Annotated in this window: 18 protein-coding genes and 1 riboswitch; of the genes, 8 read left to right on the top strand and 10 right to left on the bottom strand. The window is 62.5% G+C overall.

From position 1 onward, the window contains the following. Positions 1–26: 26 nt before the first annotated feature. The 3 genes from ACN5AZ_RS11805 to ACN5AZ_RS11815 are packed head-to-tail and all read left to right on the top strand — an operon-like array spanning position 27 to position 2,668. Positions 27–1,253 carry an acyl-CoA dehydrogenase family protein gene (locus tag ACN5AZ_RS11805; RefSeq protein ID WP_419429085.1) on the top strand — a complete coding sequence of 409 codons (1,227 nt, stop codon included), beginning with the start codon at positions 27–29 and terminating at the stop codon, positions 1,251–1,253. Continuing rightward, positions 1,246–2,268: a phosphotransferase family protein gene (locus tag ACN5AZ_RS11810; protein ID WP_419429086.1), complete on the top strand. Its 1,023-nt coding sequence runs from the start codon at positions 1,246–1,248 to the stop codon at positions 2,266–2,268. The genes ACN5AZ_RS11805 and ACN5AZ_RS11810 overlap by 8 nt, the downstream gene beginning before the upstream one ends. Further along, positions 2,261–2,668 carry a PaaI family thioesterase gene (locus tag ACN5AZ_RS11815; RefSeq protein ID WP_419429087.1) on the top strand — a complete coding sequence of 136 codons (408 nt, stop codon included), beginning with the start codon at positions 2,261–2,263 and terminating at the stop codon, positions 2,666–2,668. Before ACN5AZ_RS11810 ends, ACN5AZ_RS11815 begins: the two co-directional genes overlap by 8 nt. Before the next feature lie 73 nt (positions 2,669–2,741). Here the strand turns inward: ACN5AZ_RS11815 and ACN5AZ_RS11820 are convergent, their stop codons facing one another. The 8 genes from ACN5AZ_RS11820 to ACN5AZ_RS11855 form a co-directional block, all read right to left on the bottom strand. After that, positions 2,742–3,389, bottom strand: a complete 648-nt coding sequence (locus tag ACN5AZ_RS11820) for an HAD-IA family hydrolase (RefSeq protein ID WP_419429088.1) — start codon at positions 3,387–3,389, stop codon at positions 2,742–2,744. Next, complete coding sequence (gene rpe / locus ACN5AZ_RS11825) at positions 3,386–4,063, bottom strand: ribulose-phosphate 3-epimerase (protein WP_419429089.1); 678 nt, start codon at positions 4,061–4,063, stop codon at positions 3,386–3,388. The genes ACN5AZ_RS11820 and rpe overlap by 4 nt, the downstream gene beginning before the upstream one ends. A gap of 32 nt (positions 4,064–4,095) precedes the next feature. After that, positions 4,096–5,025, bottom strand: a complete 930-nt coding sequence (locus tag ACN5AZ_RS11830) for an NAD(P)-dependent oxidoreductase (RefSeq protein ID WP_419429090.1) — start codon at positions 5,023–5,025, stop codon at positions 4,096–4,098. 89 nt (positions 5,026–5,114) lie between these two features. Continuing rightward, the gene (gene rodA, locus ACN5AZ_RS11835) at positions 5,115–6,254 is read right to left on the bottom strand and encodes a rod shape-determining protein RodA (RefSeq protein ID WP_419429091.1); all 1,140 of its coding nucleotides are present in this window, start codon (positions 6,252–6,254) and stop codon (positions 5,115–5,117) included. A 25-nt stretch (positions 6,255–6,279) separates the two neighbouring features. Next, entirely contained in the window at positions 6,280–8,196 is a 1,917-nt protein-coding gene (gene mrdA / locus ACN5AZ_RS11840) for a penicillin-binding protein 2 (protein WP_419429092.1), read from the bottom strand. 24 nt (positions 8,197–8,220) lie between these two features. Next, complete coding sequence (locus tag ACN5AZ_RS11845; protein WP_419429093.1) at positions 8,221–8,760, bottom strand: rod shape-determining protein MreD; 540 nt, start codon at positions 8,758–8,760, stop codon at positions 8,221–8,223. Then, the gene (gene mreC / locus ACN5AZ_RS11850; RefSeq protein ID WP_419429094.1) at positions 8,753–9,676 is read right to left on the bottom strand and encodes a rod shape-determining protein MreC; all 924 of its coding nucleotides are present in this window, start codon (positions 9,674–9,676) and stop codon (positions 8,753–8,755) included. The genes ACN5AZ_RS11845 and mreC overlap by 8 nt, the downstream gene beginning before the upstream one ends. Before the next feature lie 79 nt (positions 9,677–9,755). Further along, positions 9,756–10,802, bottom strand: a complete 1,047-nt coding sequence (locus tag ACN5AZ_RS11855) for a rod shape-determining protein (protein ID WP_419429095.1) — start codon at positions 10,800–10,802, stop codon at positions 9,756–9,758. Between the two features lie 319 nt (positions 10,803–11,121). Between ACN5AZ_RS11855 and ACN5AZ_RS11860 the strand changes: the two genes are divergently transcribed. The 5 genes from ACN5AZ_RS11860 to bluB all read left to right on the top strand — a co-directional run bounded on the left by ACN5AZ_RS11860 (position 11,122) and on the right by bluB (position 16,107). Beyond that, positions 11,122–13,626 (top strand): GcvT family protein, encoded by a 2,505-nt coding sequence (locus ACN5AZ_RS11860; protein ID WP_419429096.1) that lies wholly within the window; start codon positions 11,122–11,124, stop codon positions 13,624–13,626. Between the two features lie 90 nt (positions 13,627–13,716). After that, positions 13,717–13,986 carry a glutaredoxin family protein gene (locus tag ACN5AZ_RS11865; protein WP_419429097.1) on the top strand — a complete coding sequence of 90 codons (270 nt, stop codon included), beginning with the start codon at positions 13,717–13,719 and terminating at the stop codon, positions 13,984–13,986. A gap of 71 nt (positions 13,987–14,057) precedes the next feature. Further along, positions 14,058–14,507, top strand: a complete 450-nt coding sequence (locus ACN5AZ_RS11870) for a YtoQ family protein (protein WP_419429098.1) — start codon at positions 14,058–14,060, stop codon at positions 14,505–14,507. Positions 14,508–14,705: 198 nt separating this feature from the next. Further along, complete coding sequence (mscL, locus tag ACN5AZ_RS11875) at positions 14,706–15,131, top strand: large conductance mechanosensitive channel protein MscL (RefSeq protein WP_419429099.1); 426 nt, start codon at positions 14,706–14,708, stop codon at positions 15,129–15,131. A gap of 82 nt (positions 15,132–15,213) precedes the next feature. Beyond that, positions 15,214–15,392, top strand: a riboswitch (cobalamin riboswitch). 43 nt (positions 15,393–15,435) lie between these two features. Then, positions 15,436–16,107 carry a 5,6-dimethylbenzimidazole synthase gene (gene bluB / locus ACN5AZ_RS11880; RefSeq protein WP_419429100.1) on the top strand — a complete coding sequence of 224 codons (672 nt, stop codon included), beginning with the start codon at positions 15,436–15,438 and terminating at the stop codon, positions 16,105–16,107. Positions 16,108–16,114: 7 nt separating this feature from the next. On the opposite strand, the gene ACN5AZ_RS11885 is transcribed toward bluB, so the two are convergent. Together ACN5AZ_RS11885 and ACN5AZ_RS11890 are read right to left on the bottom strand one after the other, a co-directional pair. Continuing rightward, the gene (locus ACN5AZ_RS11885) at positions 16,115–17,701 is read right to left on the bottom strand and encodes a GMC family oxidoreductase (protein WP_419429101.1); all 1,587 of its coding nucleotides are present in this window, start codon (positions 17,699–17,701) and stop codon (positions 16,115–16,117) included. 75 nt (positions 17,702–17,776) lie between these two features. Then, positions 17,777–18,235, bottom strand: coding sequence for an Lrp/AsnC family transcriptional regulator (locus tag ACN5AZ_RS11890; protein WP_419429102.1), 459 nt, complete (start codon positions 18,233–18,235; stop codon positions 17,777–17,779). Positions 18,236–18,292: the final 57 nt, after the last annotated feature.

An 18,292-nucleotide genomic window follows, 5' to 3' on the forward strand; every position in this document is an offset into this window, starting at 1 on the left:
GGCAGACCTGTCTTGGGGAGGAAGACATGGATCTGGGAATGACAGAGCGGGTGAAACCGCTGGTCGAGGCCGTGCGCCGCATGATCGAACAGGAAATCGCGCCGCTGGATGCGGAATTCCACGCCGAAGTGGGCAAGCATCCGCAAGGGCGGTTTCACCACACGGACCGCCAGCTTGAGATCCTTGATGGTCTCAAACGCAGCGCCCGCGCAAAGGGGTTGTGGAACTTCTGGCTGACGGATTCGGACCGCGGCTACGGGCTGAGCACGGTGGAATACGCCTATTTGGCCGAGGAAATGGGCAAGGTGTCCATCGCGGCAGAGGTCTTTAACTGCAACGCGCCCGATACCGGCAACATGGAGGTGCTGGAACGCTACGGCGCGGACTGGATGAAAGAGCGCTGGCTGGGACGTCTGCTGGAGGGGGAGATCCGCTCCGCCTACGTGATGACAGAGCCCGATGTCGCGTCATCGGATGCGGCGCAACTGGCCTTTGAGGCGCGCCGTGACGGGGAACACTACGTTCTTAATGGTGAGAAATGGTGGATCAGCGGGGCAGGGGACCCGCGCTGTGCGCTCTATATCCTGATGGCCTGCACCGACCCACAGGCCGCAAAACACGCGCGCCATACGATGTTTGTCATGGACGCGGACACCCCCGGCATAGAGGTGCTGCGCCCGATGAAAGTGTTCGGTGCCGACGATGCGCCCCACGGGCATATGCATCTGCGGTTTACCAATGTGCGCATCCCTGCGGACAATGTTGTTTTGGGCGAGGGGCGCGGCTTTGAAGTGGCGCAGGGTCGTCTGGGGCCGGGTCGTATCCATCACTGCATGCGTGCCATCGGTCAGGCGGAAAAAGCCCTCCAGATGATGTGCAAACGCGGCCAATCCCGTGAGGCCTTTGGCAAAAAAATCACCGAGCTGGGCGCGAATTACGACGTTATCGCCAACGCGCGGATGGAGATCGAGATGGCGCGCCTGCTGTGCCTGAAGGCCGCGTGGATGATGGACACCGCCGGTGTGCGCGCAGCCCAGCCGTGGATTTCCAAGATCAAGGTGGTGGCCCCGCTGATGGCGGGAAAAGTCATCGACGAGGCGATGCAGATGCACGGTGCAGCGGGGATCAGTCAGGATTTCGATCTGGCGCATATGTGGACCCACGTGCGCACGCTGCGCTTTGCCGATGGGCCGGACGCGGTACACCGCAGGCAGGTGGCCCGTGCAGAGTTGAGGAAATACAAAGATGACTGAAGACGAGTTGCACCGCTTGACTGCATGGCTGGCCGAAACCCTGCCGGAGATCAAAGGCCCCTTTGTGGCCGAGAAATTTGCGGTTGGTCAGTCAAACCCGACGTATCTTTTGCGGGCGCAATCGGGGCTGTATGTGCTGCGCCGCCAGCCTTCGGGGGATCTGTTGCCCTCGGCCCATGCGGTTGATCGTGAATACCGTGTGCAAAAAGCGCTGGAAGGGACGGCGGTTCCGGTGCCGCGCATGCTGGCCCTGTGCGAGGATCACAGCGTGCTGGGCGTGTCGTTTTACGTGATGGATCATGTGGGCGGGCGCAATCTGGTCGACCCGAGCCTGCCGGACGAGACGCCACAGGCGCGGACCGAGATCATCCACGAAATGGCCCGCGTTCTGGCGGCGATCCACTCTGTCGATATCGGCGCGGTGGGGCTGGGGGACTATGGCGCGTCCGGTAATTACTATGCCCGTCAATTGGCGCGCTGGACCAAGCAGTATCGTGCCTCTGCGACGGAGGAACAGCCAGGCATGGACCGGCTGATCGGCTGGCTCGAGACGCATCTGCCCGCCGATGATACGCCGCAGACGCTGGTGCATGGCGACTACCGCATCGACAACATGCTGTTCGCAGAGAATGCGGCCGACTGTGTTGCCGTTCTGGATTGGGAGCTGTCGACGCTGGGCCATCCCTTTGCCGATCTGGCCGGGGTCATCATGCAATGGCAATTGCCGCCGGGCGCAGAGGGGCGCGGTCTGGCCGGTGTGGATCGCGCGGCGCTGGGCCTGCCATCGGATGACGATTTTATCGACGCCTATTGTCAGGCCCGTGGGATCGCGCGGCCCGAGAACTTTGGCTTTTACGTGGCCTTTGCGTTCTTCCGCATGGCGGCGATTTTGCAAGGCGTGAAGAAACGGGCGCTGGACGGCAATGCGGCCAACCCCGAAAAAGGGTTGAAGCTGGGGGCCTATGTGCCCTTGTTTGCAGATCTTGGTTGGGGAGCACGGGACAGCTATGGATGAACGAATGCGCGAAGACCCCTATCCGTTTCAGGCGCATCTGGGCCTGCGGGTTGTGGAATGGTCGCAGGATATGTGCCGGATCGAACTGCCGGTCGCAGATCACCTGATGAACCGGCATGCCAATGTGCATGGTGGGGTCTATGCCTCGGCTCTCGATACCTGCATGGGGTATGCGGGCTGCTGGACCGGCGATCCTGCGCAGGTGCAGCTGTGCCTGACCCTGTCCCTGAATGTGCAGTTCCTGTCGCGCCCCAAGGGGGTGTTGCTGATTGGCCAGGGGCAGCGCACCGGGGGTGGTCGGTCCACGTTTTTTGCCGAGGGGCACATCATGGACGAGACCGGCGAGCTTGTGGCCAAGGGAACGGGTGTGTTCAAATACCGCAGCGGCGGGGGGGCGTGACCCATGACCGGGGCCGCCCGGAGGTGAGGGCGGTATTTAGGTATTTTAACCAAGAAAAAGCAGACAATCGCGGCTACGCTAGGTCTTGTATGATCGCGGGGAGGGCGGCCCAGTCGGCGAATTTGGCGACATGGGGCAGGGCCTCGGGCGGAGATTGGCGGTAGCCTTCGGTAAATAGGATGAACCGCACACCGGCGGCGCGGGCGGTTTCGCAATCGGTTTCACTGTCACCGATATAAAGCGCCTGATCTGCCGGGCAGCCATCGAGCGCGCCGCGCAGCATGGCGGGATCCGGTTTGCGCGTGGGCAGGCTGTCACCGGCGAGGATGTGGTCAAACCATGTGTGCAGGCCGGTGTCGCGCAGCGCGGTCAAGGTCGCCGCGCGGGGTTTGTTGGTGCACAGCGTCAGCCTGTGGCCGGCCTGCGTCAGCCTGTGAAGCGCGGCTGTCACACCGGGGTAGACGCTGTCCGGGCTGTTTGGCGTCGCCACGTAGTGGATCATGGTGCGGTCATAGAGGTCCTGCGCCAAAGTGGAGTCGGCGTCGAGATGTGCCAGAACACGTGTGCACAATGTGGGCAGGCCGCGACCTACGAACTGTGGGGTGTCTGCGCGGGTGATGCCCGGAAGTCCCAGATCAGCCAGACCTGCGCTGACGCAGTGGTGAATGTGTGGCATGCTGTCGATCAGCGTGCCATCGAGATCAAAGGCGAGGGTGGTCACGCCACGGAGGCGCGGATTGCGCGCATGTTGTCACCGTAGGCTTGTGGGGCGTCGACAGAGCCGCCTTTGAAGACTGCGGAACCTGCGACCAGTACGTCTGCGCCGGCCTCGACCACCAGTGGAGCTGTCTCGGGGGTGACGCCACCGTCGATCTGGATGTGGATCTCACGGTCGCCGATCCAGTCGCGGATCGTGCGCACCTTTTGCGTCATATCGATGAACTTCTGTCCGCCGAAACCGGGGTTTACCGTCATCACAAGCACCATGTCCGCCAAAGGCAACAGATCCCGGACAGCTTCGGCCGGGGTGCCGGGGTTCAGCGCGATCCCGGCCTGCATGCCTGCGGCCTTGATCGCCTGAAGCGTGCGGTGGGGGTGTGGGCCTGCCTCGACATGGGCGGTCAGCATATCGGCCCCGGCATCGGCATAGGCATCGATATAGCTGTCGACCGGGGAGATCATCAAATGCACGTCCATGAAGGTTTTGACATGCTTGCGGAACGCTTTGACCGCCGGGGGGCCAAAAGTCAGGTTCGGCACAAAATGTCCGTCCATCACATCCACGTGGATCCAGTCGGCGCCTTCGCGTTCGACGGCCTGAATTTCACGACCGAAGTCGGCAAAATCGGCCGAGAGAATGGATGGGGCGATTTTGACGTTGCGGGAAAAGGCCATCTGGCTGCGCTCCTGTCTGGTTTGCGGGCGGTTTAGTAGCCTGCGCTGCGGTCTACAAGGTGGTGGAGTGTCTCGCCGCGTTCGGCCCGCGCGATATTTGCGGCCACCACCGCTGCGGCGCTGTCCGCCCGTGTGGCAGAAGCAATATGCGGGGTGACGGTGATTTTCGGATGGCTCCAGAAGGGATGGCCGTCGGGCAGCGGTTCGATGCGGAAAACATCAAGCGTGGCGTGACCGACCCGGCCTGTGTCGAGCGCATCCAGCAGTGCTGCGTCATCGATGAGTGGACCGCGTCCCGGGTTCACGATCACAGCCCCGGGCGCAAGCAAGGAAAGGGTCTGCGCATTCAGCGTGTTTTCCGTGGCGGGTGTGTCGGGCAACAGCAAAACGACGATCTGGGCGTTCGTGAGCGCTTGGGTCAGACCGTCGGGGCCGTGGGTGGTTGGATAGGGGAGGGATTTGGGCGAGCGCCCCCAGCCTGTGACGGGAAAGCCCAACTGGGTCAGAGCCTTTGCGCAGGCCTGTCCCAAGGCGCCGGTGCCCAGCATCGCAATGGGCCGGTCCTTGGAAAGGGGCGGAGGGGTGTCGTCCCAGATGCGGTCCGGATTGACGATATGCGCGTCCATCCCGAGGTGGTGGCGCAGCACATGGCCGGTGACCCATTCCACCATTCCCTGGGACAGGCCAGCCTCGTCCACCATGCGGGTCAGCGGGACGTTCAGGGTCGGGTTGTTGATGATGCGTTCCACCCCGGCCCATAGGTTCATGACAGCCTTGAGCCGCGTGAAAGGCGAGAAATCCTGCAACTCCGCATTGGGGGTGTATATGATGTAATCCACCTGCTCCGGGGGAAGATCAGTGGCCAAGGTCGCTTGGATGCCTTGTTCTGACAACGCGGTGGTCAGGAGTGGTTCGTATTCCTGCCATGTCTCGGCGGGGGCTGCGAACAGGATGTTGGGCATGTGGGCTCCGCTTGGGTCAGGAGGTGGGGCAGCTGTGGTCTAGGTATTTGACCCAAGGAAAAGCAGTGGCGCGCGTGAATGGCAAGCGGTTAGCGCGGGCGGTGGACATGGGCGCTTTGGACTAGGCCGAAGGCGAGCATCAGCACCAGCATTGCGGAGCCCCCGTAAGAGACAAGCGGAAGCGGCACGCCAACCACCGGCGCCAGCCCCATGACCATGGACATGTTTACCGCGTAGAACAAAAAGAACGTCAGCCCGATGCCGAGGATAAGAAGCGAGGAAAAGCGATCGCGGTTTTGCAGGGCAGCGGCGATACAGAAGACGAGAACAAGGACGTAGAGGATCAGCAGGGAGACGCCACCGACGAAGCCGAATTCTTCGGCCAGCGTGTTGAAGATGAAGTCGGTGTGTTTCTCTGGCAGGAAATTCAGACGGCTTTGTGTCCCTTGCATGAAGCCACGGCCGGTCCAGCCCCCCGAGCCCATTGCGATCTTGGCCTGGGTGATGTGGTAGCCTGCGCCCAAGGGGTCGGAGGAGGGATCGAGGAAAGTGTCGATCCGGCGGAACTGGTAGTCCTTGAGCAGCTGCCAGTCCGTGCCGCGGGATTCGAACACAGCCCAGATGGCGCCGACGCCTGCGCCGATGACGGTGGCGAAATAGGCCCAATGCACGCCTGCGAGAAACATCATCAGCCCGCCTGCGATCATGAGCAGAAGGGCGGTGCCCAGATCGGGTTGGGACAGGACCAGTGCGGTTGGGGCAAGGATGATGATAACGGGTACAGCCACCCAGATTGGGCGGGAGGTTTTGGACATGGGCAGCCAGTCGTAATAGGCGGCCAGTAGCACGACCAATGCGATTTTCATCAGCTCGGAGGGTTGCAGGCGCATAAACCCGAGGTCGATCCAGCGTTGCGCCCCCATGCCGACGGTGCCGACCAGCTCCACAAGGATCAGCAGCACAAAGGCAAGCGCGTAGAAGACCAGCGACATGTTGCGCCAGAACCAGATCGGCACCAGACCGACCAATATCATGACGGTCAGCCCCAGAGCGTAGCGTTTCATCTGCGGTTCTGCCCATGGGGTCCACGAGCCACCCGCAACCGAGAACAACATCAAAAAGCCGATCCCCGCGACAGCGGACAGCAGCAACACCAGCGCCCAGTTCAGGTGCAGGATCTTGCGCCAGCCGGAGGGGACGGTTTTGATGTTATACTCAAGATAGGTCATGCGATGAAGCTGCCTTGTGTCACGATCAGGCGCGGCTGGCTGTGGTGCGATTTCGGGCAAGCCGGGCGCGGGCCAGACGTTCTTGTTGTTCCTTGATGCGGGCGCGGTCCTTGCTTGGGTAGGCGTCGAGCGGCGGGTCGCCTTTGTAGAGCGCCTGCAAGGTCACGTCACGTCCGATGGGCGCCGCTGTTTTTGACCCGCCAACACCGTGTTCCACCACCACGGAAACGGCGATTTGGGGGGCGTCATATGGGGCAAAGTTCACGAACAGCGCGTGGTCGCGATCCTCCCACGGGTCGGCTTCGGAGGTGATGCGGCTGACCACCTGCGCGGTGCCTGTTTTGCCCGCAAGCCGCATGTTGTCGGCGATGATCCGTGAGCTGTAGGCCGTGCCACGTCGGTCGTTGGACACCGAATACATGCCGCGTTGGACCTGACGCAGGTGGACGGGGTTCAGGCCCAGATCCTCGCCGCCCATATGGGGTGTTTCCACCCCGTCGATGGAGCGTACAAGGCGTGGGCTGATGGATCGCCCTGTGGCAATCCGCGCTGTCATCACCGCAAGCTGCACCGGCGAGGTCAGGACAAAGCCCTGTCCGATGGAGGCGTTGACGCTGTCGCCGATGACCCATTCCGCCCCGCGTTCGCGGCGTTTCCATTCCTTGTCCGGGACCAGCCCGGAGGTCACGGCAGACATGGGCAGATCGTGGGGTTCGCCCAGTCCCAACCGGCGCGCCATGGCGGCGATGCGTTCGATGCCGACTTTCAGGGCGAGCTCGTAGTAGTAGACATCGCAGGAATGTTTCAGCGAGTTTTCAAGGTTCATATGCCCGTGACCGGAGCGCTTCCAGCAGCGGAAGGCGCGGCTGCCGACCTCGAATGACCCGGAACAATAGGCCGTGTCATCCGGTCCGATCAGACCTGCGTCCAAAGCAGCAAGCGCGGTCACCATCTTGAAGGTCGAGCCGGGCGGATAGGCGTCCTGCACGGTTTTCGACGCAAGCGGGCGGTGGTCGTTCAGGTTCAGCGCGTTGAAATCGGTGTGGGAAATTCCGCGCACAAAAAGGTTCGGATCGTAAGACGGGGCCGAGGCGATGGCGAGGATATCCCCCTTTTCAAGGTCCATCACCACGACGGAGGCGCTTTCCTCGCCCAGACGCGCCTGCACGTAGTCCTGCAAATCGGTGTCGACGGTCAGCTGCACATCCGCGCCAGAGGTGCCCTCGCGCCGGTCGAGTTCGCGCATGACGCGGCCCACGGCGTTGACCTCGACACGTTTGGTGCCTGCTTCGCCGCGCAGAATTTCCTCGTGCTTGGCTTCGACGCCGACCTTGCCGATCTGAAAGCGTGGAATGCGCAGCAGGGGGGGCGGGTCCTCATACCGGTTGAGGTCGCGTTCCGACACAGGCCCTACGTAGCCCGCCACATGCGCGTAAAGATCGCGCTGCGGGTACAGGCGGGACAGGCCGACTTCGGTCGTGATGCCGGGCAGAGCGGGGGCGTTAACCGCAACACGGCTGATGTCCTCCCACGACACACGCTCGGCGATGGTGACGGGGATAAAGGGCGGTGTGCGCTCCATCTCGGTGAAGGCGCGGTTGAGGTCGTTTTCGTTCAATTCGATCAACTGCCCAAGATGGGCGATGACACGGTCCACATCGTCGGCGTCCTCGCGCGTCAGCGTGATCCGGTAGGTCTGTTCGTTGTCCGCGATCACCACGCCATTGCGGTCAAAGATCCGGCCCCGCGCCGGTGGCAGCAGGCGGATGTTGATGCGGTTTTCTTCCGCCAGAAGCCGGAATTCATCGGCCTGATCCACCTGCAACTGGTGCATGCGAAACGCCAAGGTCGAGGCAAAACCCACCTGCAGCCCGCCAAGGATCAAGCCACGGCGGGTGATACGGCGGGCGCTGTCGATGGTGTCTTTGGGGCTGCGTCTCATGGTGTGATTGTCCGGTTTTGGGTGTCACAGGCTGCGGCCGGTATGATCGTATTCCCCCGGCGCCGAGCGTCGCACCCCGAAAGCAAGGTAGGACACCGCAGCCACCAGCGGGTAGGCCGCGACGGTCATACCATATTGTATCAGCACGAGGGACAGCATTCCCGGCGAAATAATCAAAACTGCGAGAACCAGCCGATAGGCCAGCGTCGTTGCCAGCAAAATCGCACTAAAGCTGATCCATTCAGCGACAAAAGTGTTCTCGCGCACGTAACGGCCACGGGATTTGCAGAACTCCGATGCGATCAGCACCAGCAGCGCCCACAAGCCCGGCGGGCGCTGGAACAGCATGTCCGCCAGCAGCATCACCGCCGCAATCGACAGCGCGGGCACATAGTCGGGGCGGCGAATGGCCCAGGCGAGCGTGAGCGCGGTCAGCAGATCGGGACCGGCCAGACCCTCTGGCATGATGCGGATCGGCATGAGCTGCGCGAACATGATCCCGAGCGCCAGCAGGGGATACAGCGCGCGCATGAACCAAAGACGCGAGGGGCTGTTCTCAGCCATCTGAGGCGGTCTCCGGCGGGTCCACGGGCGCAGGTTCAGGGGCGGTGTCGGGCAGGTTTTCCGGCAGGATCAGGCCCGATGGCGTGGACACGCGGCGCGCGCCATGGTCGCGCAACACACGCAGAAATTCCAAACGCTCGTAATCGGCGGCAAGCCGGACGCGCAACCGCCCACCGGGGTCTTGGGCCACTTCGCCGATCAGCAGACCGGGCGGAAAGACCTCGCCGTCGCCAGAGGTCACGATCCGGTCGCCGGGGCGCACCATATCCGGGTTTTCCAGAAAATCGATGGGTGGCGCGCCGGTGTTGTCGCCGGTGATCAGGGCGCGTTGGCCCGATGGCTGGATTTCCGCAGGGATGCGGCTGGTGGCATCGGTCAGCAAGATCACGCGGCTGGTGTTGTTGCCCACACCGGACACCCGTCCAACCAGACCGATCCCATCCATCGTGGCCCAGCCGTCGACGATCCCATCGCGGGAGCCCACATTGATCAGCGCAGACTGGCGGAACGGCGACCCCGAATCGGCGAGAACCACGGCGGTGATATAGGTCAGCTGCGGATCCAGCCGCACGTTATTGAGATCCCGCAGTCGGGCATTTTCCTGTTCCAGCTGCAAAGCTGCCTCTTTCCACGCGGTCATCTGCCGCAATTCGCGGCGAAGCTCGTCGTTTTGCTGTGCGAGACGCTGATAGCTTTGCAGATCGCGGAACAGGTTGATCGTGCCGGTCACGGGGGCCATGGCCCAGTCCATGTTCGGCACAACGCGGTCGATGACCTGCGCGCGGATCCGCTCCATCCGCGGGGAATCGATCCGCCAGACCAAAAAGATACCCACGAGCACAATCACCAGAACCGCCAGAAGCAAACGCTTGAGCGGTGTGGCGAAATCGTCAGAGGAGTTGCGGTCGCTGGCCATGGGGCAGGTTACCGGAACATAAGGGACAGGAGCAAGACAGCGGGGTCAGGGCGCGCCCAGCGGGGCACGCCCATGCCTGTCAGCTGTCGTAGTCAATCGCGTGGCGCAGTTGCTTTTCGTATTCCAGCGCCTTGCCGGTTCCCAAAGCCACGCAGTTCAGCGATTCATCGGCGATGGACACCGCCAGTCCGGTCTGCTCGCGCAGCGCCAGATCAAGATCACCCAGCAGCGCGCCACCGCCGGTCAGCATCACGCCACGGTCGACAATATCCGCCGCCAGATCCGGAGGGGTTGCCTCCAGCGCGGTCATCACCGCCTCGCAGATCGCCTGCACGGGTTCCGACAGCGCCTCGGCCACCTGTGCCTGACTGATTTCGGTCTCCTTCGGGACACCGTTCAGCAGGTCGCGGCCACGGATCTGCATCGAGGAGCCGCGCCCGTCGTCGGGCATCCGCGCCGTACCGATAGAGGTTTTGATCCGCTCGGCGGTGGATTCCCCCACCAACAGGTTCTGCTGGCGACGCAGATAGTTGATGATCGCCTCGTCCATGCGGTCACCGCCGACGCGGACCGAGCGGGCGTAAACGATATCACCAAGGCTCAGCACCGCGACCTCGGTTGTGCCGCCGCCGATGTCGACGACCATGTTGCCGGTGGGGTCGGTGATCGGCATGCCTGCGCCAATCGCAGCCGCGATAGGTTCCGCGATCAGCCCGGCCTTGCGCGCGCCTGCAGACAACACCGACTGGCGGATCGCCCGCTTTTCCACAGGTGTCGCACCATGGGGGACGCAGACGATGATTTTGGGTTTCGAGAAGGTGGACCGGCGGTGCACCTTACGAATGAATTCCTTGATCATGGCTTCGGCGGTGTCGAAGTCGGCAATCACGCCTTCGCGCATGGGGCGGATCGCTTCGATCGAACCGGGGGTCCGGCCCAGCATCAGTTTGGCGTCCTCACCCACGGCGAGCACTTTTTTCTGACCGTCCTTGATGTGGTATGCGACCACCGAAGGTTCGGAAAGCACGACGCCCTTTCCCTTAACGTAGACCAGCGTGTTCGCGGTCCCAAGGTCGATGGCCATGTCCGAAGAGAACATGCCCAAGAGTCCATCCATGCCAAACATTCTTTACTGCCTCATTGCGCCGACCGCGCCCAAAGACCCAATGCCTGCGCGCCTATTGCCTGAAGGGGCCGCGACTCCGTCAGGGGTGCGACCGCGCTTCTTATAGGCGCGGGATGCGGCAGGCGAAAGAGGCACAGCCCGTCAAATCAGCGGGGAATTGCCGCAAGATGGCGCGACGCAGGGTGATTTCAATGCAACGGCTGTGAAATGATGCGCGCGGCTGTCGGTTTTGTGCAATCGAAGGTCGGGCGCGCCCCGCGCCGGATTGCAGGTCCGCTATGAAGGATGGGAACAAGATCCAAAGCCGGAGCGTCGTCCGATGAAAACCCATGTCAAAGCCCTTGTCGTCGGTGGTGGCGCCGTCGGCACATCCATTGCCTATCATCTGGCCCGCGCGGGCTGGCAGGATGTGATGCTGCTCGAACGCGACGAGCTGACATCGGGGTCCACATGGCATGCGGCGGGCCTGCTGCCCTATTTCAACATGTCCTATGCGACGACCCACATCCACGACTACTCCATCAAGTTTTACAAAACGCTGGAAGAAGAGACCGGACTGGATGCGGGCTTTTTCGTGGTGGGCAACCTGCGCATGGCCCAGACCGACGAACGGATGGACGAATACCGCGTCTATGCGACCACGGCGGAAACCTGCGGTGTGCCGTATGAATGGATGACCCCGGCGCAGATTTCCGAACGCTGGCCGCTGATCCGCACCGACGATCTGAAGGGGGCGATCTATCACCCCACGGATGGCTACATCAATCCGGCGGATGTGACGATGGCCATGGCCAAGGGCGCCCGCCAGCGCGGCGTGACCATTGAGCGCAAATGGCAGGTCGACGGCTACGAATGGACCGGCTCTGAATGGCGCGTGACCGTCACCAAGATGGTTGAGAAGGGGGGCAACCTTGTCCCCTCGGACGAGCAGCAGGTGATCACAGCGGAGCATGTGGTGACCGCCACCGGCAACCACGCGCAGCGCACCGCCCAGCTTTTGGGGATTAAGATCCCCGCCATCCCTGTTGAGCACCAGTTCATTGTCACCGAACCCGACCCCGAGCTGGTGAAATACCGTGAAACCAATGAACAGCATCCGGTGATCCGCGACGCGGACGCCAAGTGGTACGTGCGCGAGGAGCGCGGCGGCTGGATCCTTGGGCCTTATGAACGCAATGCGCCCGCGCGCTTCCAATACGGTGTGCCCGACAGCTTCCGCGCGGATCTTTTCCCGCTGGATCTGGAACGCATCGAAGAAGAATACATGTCGATGATCCATCGTCTGCCGTCCTCGGAGACCGTGGGACTGAAGGACGATTTCAACGGCCCGATCTGCTACACTCCCGACGGCAACCCGCTGATCGGCCCCGCGCCCGGTCTGCGCAATATGTGGCTGGCCGAAGGGTTCTCGTTCGGCATCACCGCCGCGGGCGGCGCGGGCTACTACCTTGCGCAGATGATGGTCGAAGGCGAGGCCGAGATCGATATGGCGAGCCTTGACCCCAAGCGCTACGGCGATTGGCAGACCGTCGATTGGGCCGTGGCCAAGAACGAAGAGGCGTATGAGCACGTCTACATCCTGCACCATCCGGATGAGGAACGCCCGGCGGCCCGCCCCTTGCGCACCTCGCCTGCCTATGACCGGCAGGCGAAACTGGGCGCGCAATTCGGCATGGTCGGCGGCTGGGAGCGGCCCAACTACTACGGCCCGCTGGATGCGCCAGAGAATTTTGACCACGACGCGCGGTCCTTCCGGCGCGGCGGCTGGTGGCAATACGCGGTGGACGAGGCGAAGGCCGTGCGCGAAGGCGTCGGCCTGATCGACGCGACCGCATTCGCCAAACACACGGTCAAAGGGCCGGGTGCGACCGAATTCCTCGACCAGTTCACCTGCAACAAGCTGCCCAAAGTGGGCCGCATTAACCTGACCTATGCGCTGACGTCCAAGGGGACGACCCGCACCGAATACACCATCGTCCGCAATGGCGAGAACAACTACTATCTGGTGTCGGCGGGGGCGTGGGCGGCCTATGACGGCGACTTCCTGCAAAAGGCCGCCGAAGATTTCATGGAGGCCACCGGCAAGCTGGTCATCGTGCAGGATGTGACCACGCAGTGGGGCGTCTTTGCCATCGCAGGGCCGAAATCGCGCGACGTGCTGAAGAAGCTGATCCGCGATGCCGATCCGGACACCGCGCTGTCGAACAAACGCTTCCCGTGGCTGTCGGCGCGTCAGATCGAACTGGGTATGGTGCCGGTCAATGCGATCCGCGTGGCCTATACGGGCGAGCTGGGCTGGGAGTTGCACCACCCGATCGAGATGCAAAACCACCTGTGGGATCATTTGATGGCGGCGGGTGCGGAATTTGGGATGAAACCCGTGGGCGCGCGGGCGCAGAACTGGCTGCGACAGGAAAAATCCTACCGCGCCTTTGGCAACGAACTGGGCCGTGACGCGACACCGGCAGAGGCCGACCTGCCGCGCTTTATCGATCTGTCCAAGGACTTCGCGGGCAAAGCGGCGATGGAGGCGACAGGCATCCGGTCGAAATGCTGCACACTGCTGATCGACGGGCCATCGGATGCGGACCCTTGGGGCCGCGAGGCGCTGTATACGCCCGAGGGCGAGCGGGTGGGTCGCCTGACGTCGGGCGGCTATTCGGTGGCCTTCGAAAAATCCATCGGCATGGGGTATGTGAAACCCGAACTGGCGGTCGAAGGCACCAAGCTGAAGGTCAAGATCCTCGACGAATTGTGGGACGCAGTCGTCACGTGCGACAGCCCCTATGATCCGAAAAACGCGACCATCCGTTTGGACGGCTAAGCCGCGCCATTGGCGCAAACGTGATGGGGCGGGGCTTGCGCAGGCAGGCCCCGTTTTCGATCTATAAGGCGGACATAAAAGGATACGATCATGCCCAAAGCCGTTTTGCACCGGATGGAATTGCCCAAATACACCTGCAGCTACGGCATCGCCGCCCGCGATCTGCTGCGCAAAGAGGGCTTTGAGATCGAGGAGCACGTTCTGCGGACCCGCGCGGCGACGGATGCCTTCAAGGACAAACACCACGTGGCCACCACGCCGTTGATCTTTATCGACGGGGTGAAAATCGGCGGCTACACCGATTTGCGCGCGCATCTGAAGGCGCAGAAACCCAAGGGCAAACGGTTCTGGCAGCGGTAACTGCGGTTGCATCGCGGGGATGGCGGGCTACACCTGTCGCAACCAAGGCCAAAGCCGCAAGGAGCAAAGACATGACGCTGAACGTATACCTGTCCGGAGAAATCCACACCGATTGGCGCGAGCAGATCACCACGGGTGCACAGGGGCTGGACATCGCGTTTGGCGCGCCGGTGACAGATCACGCGGCCAGCGATGACTGCGGCGTAGCCATCCTTGGCGCCGAGGACAAGAAATTCTGGCACGACCGTCTGGGCGCGCAGGTGAACGCCATCCGCACCCGCAAGGGTATCGAAGACGCGGATGTGGTCGTTGTGCGCTTTGGTGACAAGTACAAGCAATGGAACGCCGCCTTTGACGCGGGCATGGCGGCCGCGCTGGGCAAATCGCTGATCATCCTGCAGCCCGAGGAACATGATCACGCGCTCAAGGAAGTGGACGCCGCCGCCCTTGCCGTCGCCCGCACACCCCAGCAGGTGGTTCAGATCCTTGAATACGTCCTGACCGGCGCGCTGCCGCAGTAAACACGGGCCGTGCCTGCCTGTGACATCCACCTGCAGGCATCATTCAACAGTCTCTAAATTGACGCAGTTGCGGGCGGAGGGAAACTCCGCCTGCTTTTCCCACGGGATTTTTCCCGCGAAGCTGCGATACATTGCCTCACGTGGAAAATAACAAGTCCGATCCGGTGCCAAGCCGGGCGGGAACGTGGGGAAAGTAACGTGCTCAACGAATTCAAAGACTTTATCGCCAAAGGCAATGTCATGGACATGGCCGTGGGTATTATCATCGGTGCGGCGTTCACCGCCATCGTGACATCGCTGGTGGGCGATATCATCAACCCGATCATCGCGCTGTTCACCGGCGGCATCGATTTCAGCGGCTGGTTCTACTCGCTGAACGGTGAAACCTATGCCTCGATCACGGCGGCCGAAGAAGCCGGTGCCCCGATCTTTGCAATTGGCCGTTTCGTTATGGCGATCATTAACTTCCTGATCATCGCTTTTGTGGTCTTTATGCTGGTCAAGATGGTCAACCGCGTCAAAGCCGCCGCCGAAAAGCCCGACGATGTGGCACCCGAAGTGCCCAGCGGCCCGTCGGAACTGGATGTCCTGCTGGAAATCCGTGACAGCCTGAAGACGCGCTAAACCCGCGTCTGCGTAACAAGTGACTGTGTAGTGTAGTCAGTGTTGACCCCGTGGCATGGATTGCCTCGGGGTCTTTTATTTGGCATCTCATGAGGTGTCAGGTGCCCCCGCATGCGGGGGAGAATCGGGAAGCCGGTGGGAAACCGGCGCGGGCCCGCCGCTGTAACGGGGACGGACAGACACAGGCCACTGGGCAACCGGGAAGGCGTCTGTCACGGAGGATCCGAAGCCAGAAGACCGGCCTGACGGCATGGCCTTGCGTCTGGACCACGCAAGGCGCTGGCCTTTGGGAGGGACCCCCGCGATGTCTTTGGACAGACCCGCGCCTGTGACGGCGCGTATATTTGACGATGCCGAACGACAGGCTGTCTACGATGTGATCGCGCACCGCCGCGATGTCCGGAATGAATTCCTGCCCGACCCGATAGACCCGCAGGTCTTGCGCCGCATCCTGATGGCAGCGCACCGCGCGCCGTCTGTGGGCTTGTCGCAGCCGTGGGATTTCATCCTAGTGCGGGATGCGGACACCCGCGCCCGGGTGCACACAGCCTTTGCCCGCGCCAATACCGAAGCGCAGGGAATGTTCCCGCCGGAACGCCGGTCGGAGTATGCCGCGCTAAAGCTGGAGGGCATCGAGCAGGCCCCGCTGAATATCGTCGTCACCTGTGATCGTGCGCGCGGGGGCGAGGTTGTGCTTGGCCGCACGCACCAGCGCGATATGGATCTGTATTCCACGGTTTGCGCGGTGCAGAACCTATGGCTGGCCGCCCGCGCCGAAGGCATCGGCGTCGGTTGGGTCAGCATCTTTGACGAGGCCGAGCTGCGCCCGCTGTTCCATCTGCCCGACCATGTGGAGATCGTGGCCTATCTTTGCGTCGGGCATGTGCGCGATCTGTTTGACGGGCCAGAGCTTGCCGCGCGCGGCTGGGCGCGACAGGCGTCTTTGGATGACCACATCCGCGAGGAACGCTGGTAGGGGGCGATCACTCGGTCAGGATCATATCAGCGGCCTTTTCGGCAATCATGATCGTGGGGGAGTTCGTGTTGCCGGACACGATCCGCGGCATCACGCTGGCGTCGATGACCCGCAGGTTGCCGACGCTGCGCATACGCATCTGTGCATCCAGTGGTGCGGTATCGTCAGCCCCCATGCGCACTGTCCCAACGGGATGAAAGATCGTGGTGCCCACGTCGCCCGCAGCTTGGGCCAGCTCGGCCTCGGTCTGGTAGGTGAGGCCGGGTTTGATTTCTTGCGGGGCGTATTTCGCCAGCGCCGCCTGCCCCATGATCCGGCGGGTCAGACGGATGGCATCGGCGGCAACGCGGCGGTCCCCCTCGGTCGACAGATAGTTCGGCGCGATACGCGGCGCGTCGCGGTAATCCCCCGATCGCAGTCGCACGCTGCCCCGGCTTTCGGGGCGCAGGTTGCAGACCGAGGCCGTCAACGCAGGATAGTCATGCAGCGGTTGGCCAAACGCCTCCAGCGACAGCGGTTGCACGTGGTATTCCAGATCCGCGCTGGCCAACCCCTCGCGCGAGTGGGCAAAGGCCCCAAGCTGCGATGGTGCCATCGACATCGGCCCACGCCGCCGGAACATATAGTCCATGCCGATCAGCCCCTTGCCCCAAAGCGACCCGGCCAGAGTGTTCAGCGTTTTCGCGCCGGTCAGACGCCATGAGCAACGCAGCTGCAAATGGTCCTGCAGGTTGCCACCAACATCGGGCACATCATAAAGCGGCGCAATGCCGTGCTCAGCCAGATGGTCTGCCGGACCGATGCCGGAGAGTTGCAGGATCTGCGGCGATCCGATGGCACCGGCGCACAGCAAGACCTCGGAGGCGCAGCGCAGCTCATGCGTCTTGCCCCCTTGGTCGACGATGACACCCACGGCACGGCCTTCTTCGATCATCAGCCGTTTGACATGACAGTGTGCCTCGACCCGCAACAGCCCCTCGGGGGCGCCTCGCAGAAAGGCCTTGGCGGCGTTCATCCGCCAGCCTTTGCGTTGGTTGACGCGGAAATAGGCGACGCCCTCGTTATCGCCAGTGTTGAAATCATCGGTGCGGGGAATGCCCGTGGCTTCGGCGGCCGCAATCCAGTCGTCCAGCACATCCCAATGCAGCCGTTGGTTTTCCACCCGCCACGGGCCACCTGCGCCGTGGAAATCCGACGGGCCATCGACGTAGTCTTCGGACTTTTTGAAATAGGGCAGAACGTCATCCCAGCCCCAGCCGGTCAGCCCCATCTGGCGCCAGCCGTCGTAATCCGCCGCCTGACCGCGCAGATACAGCATGCCGTTGATCGACGAACAGCCGCCCAGCACCTTGCCGCGTGGATACAGCAGGCTGCGCCCGTTCAGACCGGCCTCGGCTTCGGTTTTGAAGCACCAGTCGGTGCGCGGGTTGTTGATGCAATACAGATATCCCATCGGGATGTGCACCCAGTGGTAGTTGTCACGGCCACCGGCCTCCAGCAGCAGCACCCGCCGTCCCGCATCCGCCAACCTGCGCGCCACAACACAGCCCGCGCTGCCTGCGCCCACGACGATATGATCCCAAGTGCCTTGCATCGGGTGCGCCTCCTCCTCCTGACGTCGGGGGAGTAAAGCCGCAGATCGCCCATGGCTCAAGAGCGGTTTGCGCAATCAGACGGGCAGGGCGGTGGTCTTGAACACGGTGCGCAACGCAAAGGAGGACTGCATCTGCGCCACACCGGGCAGGCGCGTCAGGTATTGGCGGTGGATGCGGGCAAAATCCTCTGTGTCCTCGGCCACGACCTTCAGGATGTAATCCGCTGTGCCCGCCATCAGGTGACATTCCAGAACAGCAGGCACCCGCTGCACCGCAGTCTCGAAGGCGTCGAGCACATCATCGGCCTGCGTGGACAGGGTGATCTCGACAAATACAGTGGTGGGCAGGCCCATTTTGCGGGCATTCAGCAGCGCCACATAATCGCGCACGTAGCCCTCTGTCTCCAGCCGTTGCACCCGCCTGTGACAGGCAGATGCGGACAGGTTGACCTCTTCGGACAGGTCGGCATTGGAAATGCGACCCTTGCGCTGAAGCACCCGAAGAATACGCCGATCTGTCTCGTCTAGTATCATTTGCGAAGAATTCTCCGGCCAAAGCGTTTTAAAGTCGAAGGATCCCGCGTCCCGCTG

Origin of the sequence: Sagittula sp. SSi028, assembly GCF_048553715.1 — a bacterium.
Taxonomy (GTDB): Bacteria; Pseudomonadota; Alphaproteobacteria; order Rhodobacterales; family Rhodobacteraceae; genus Sagittula.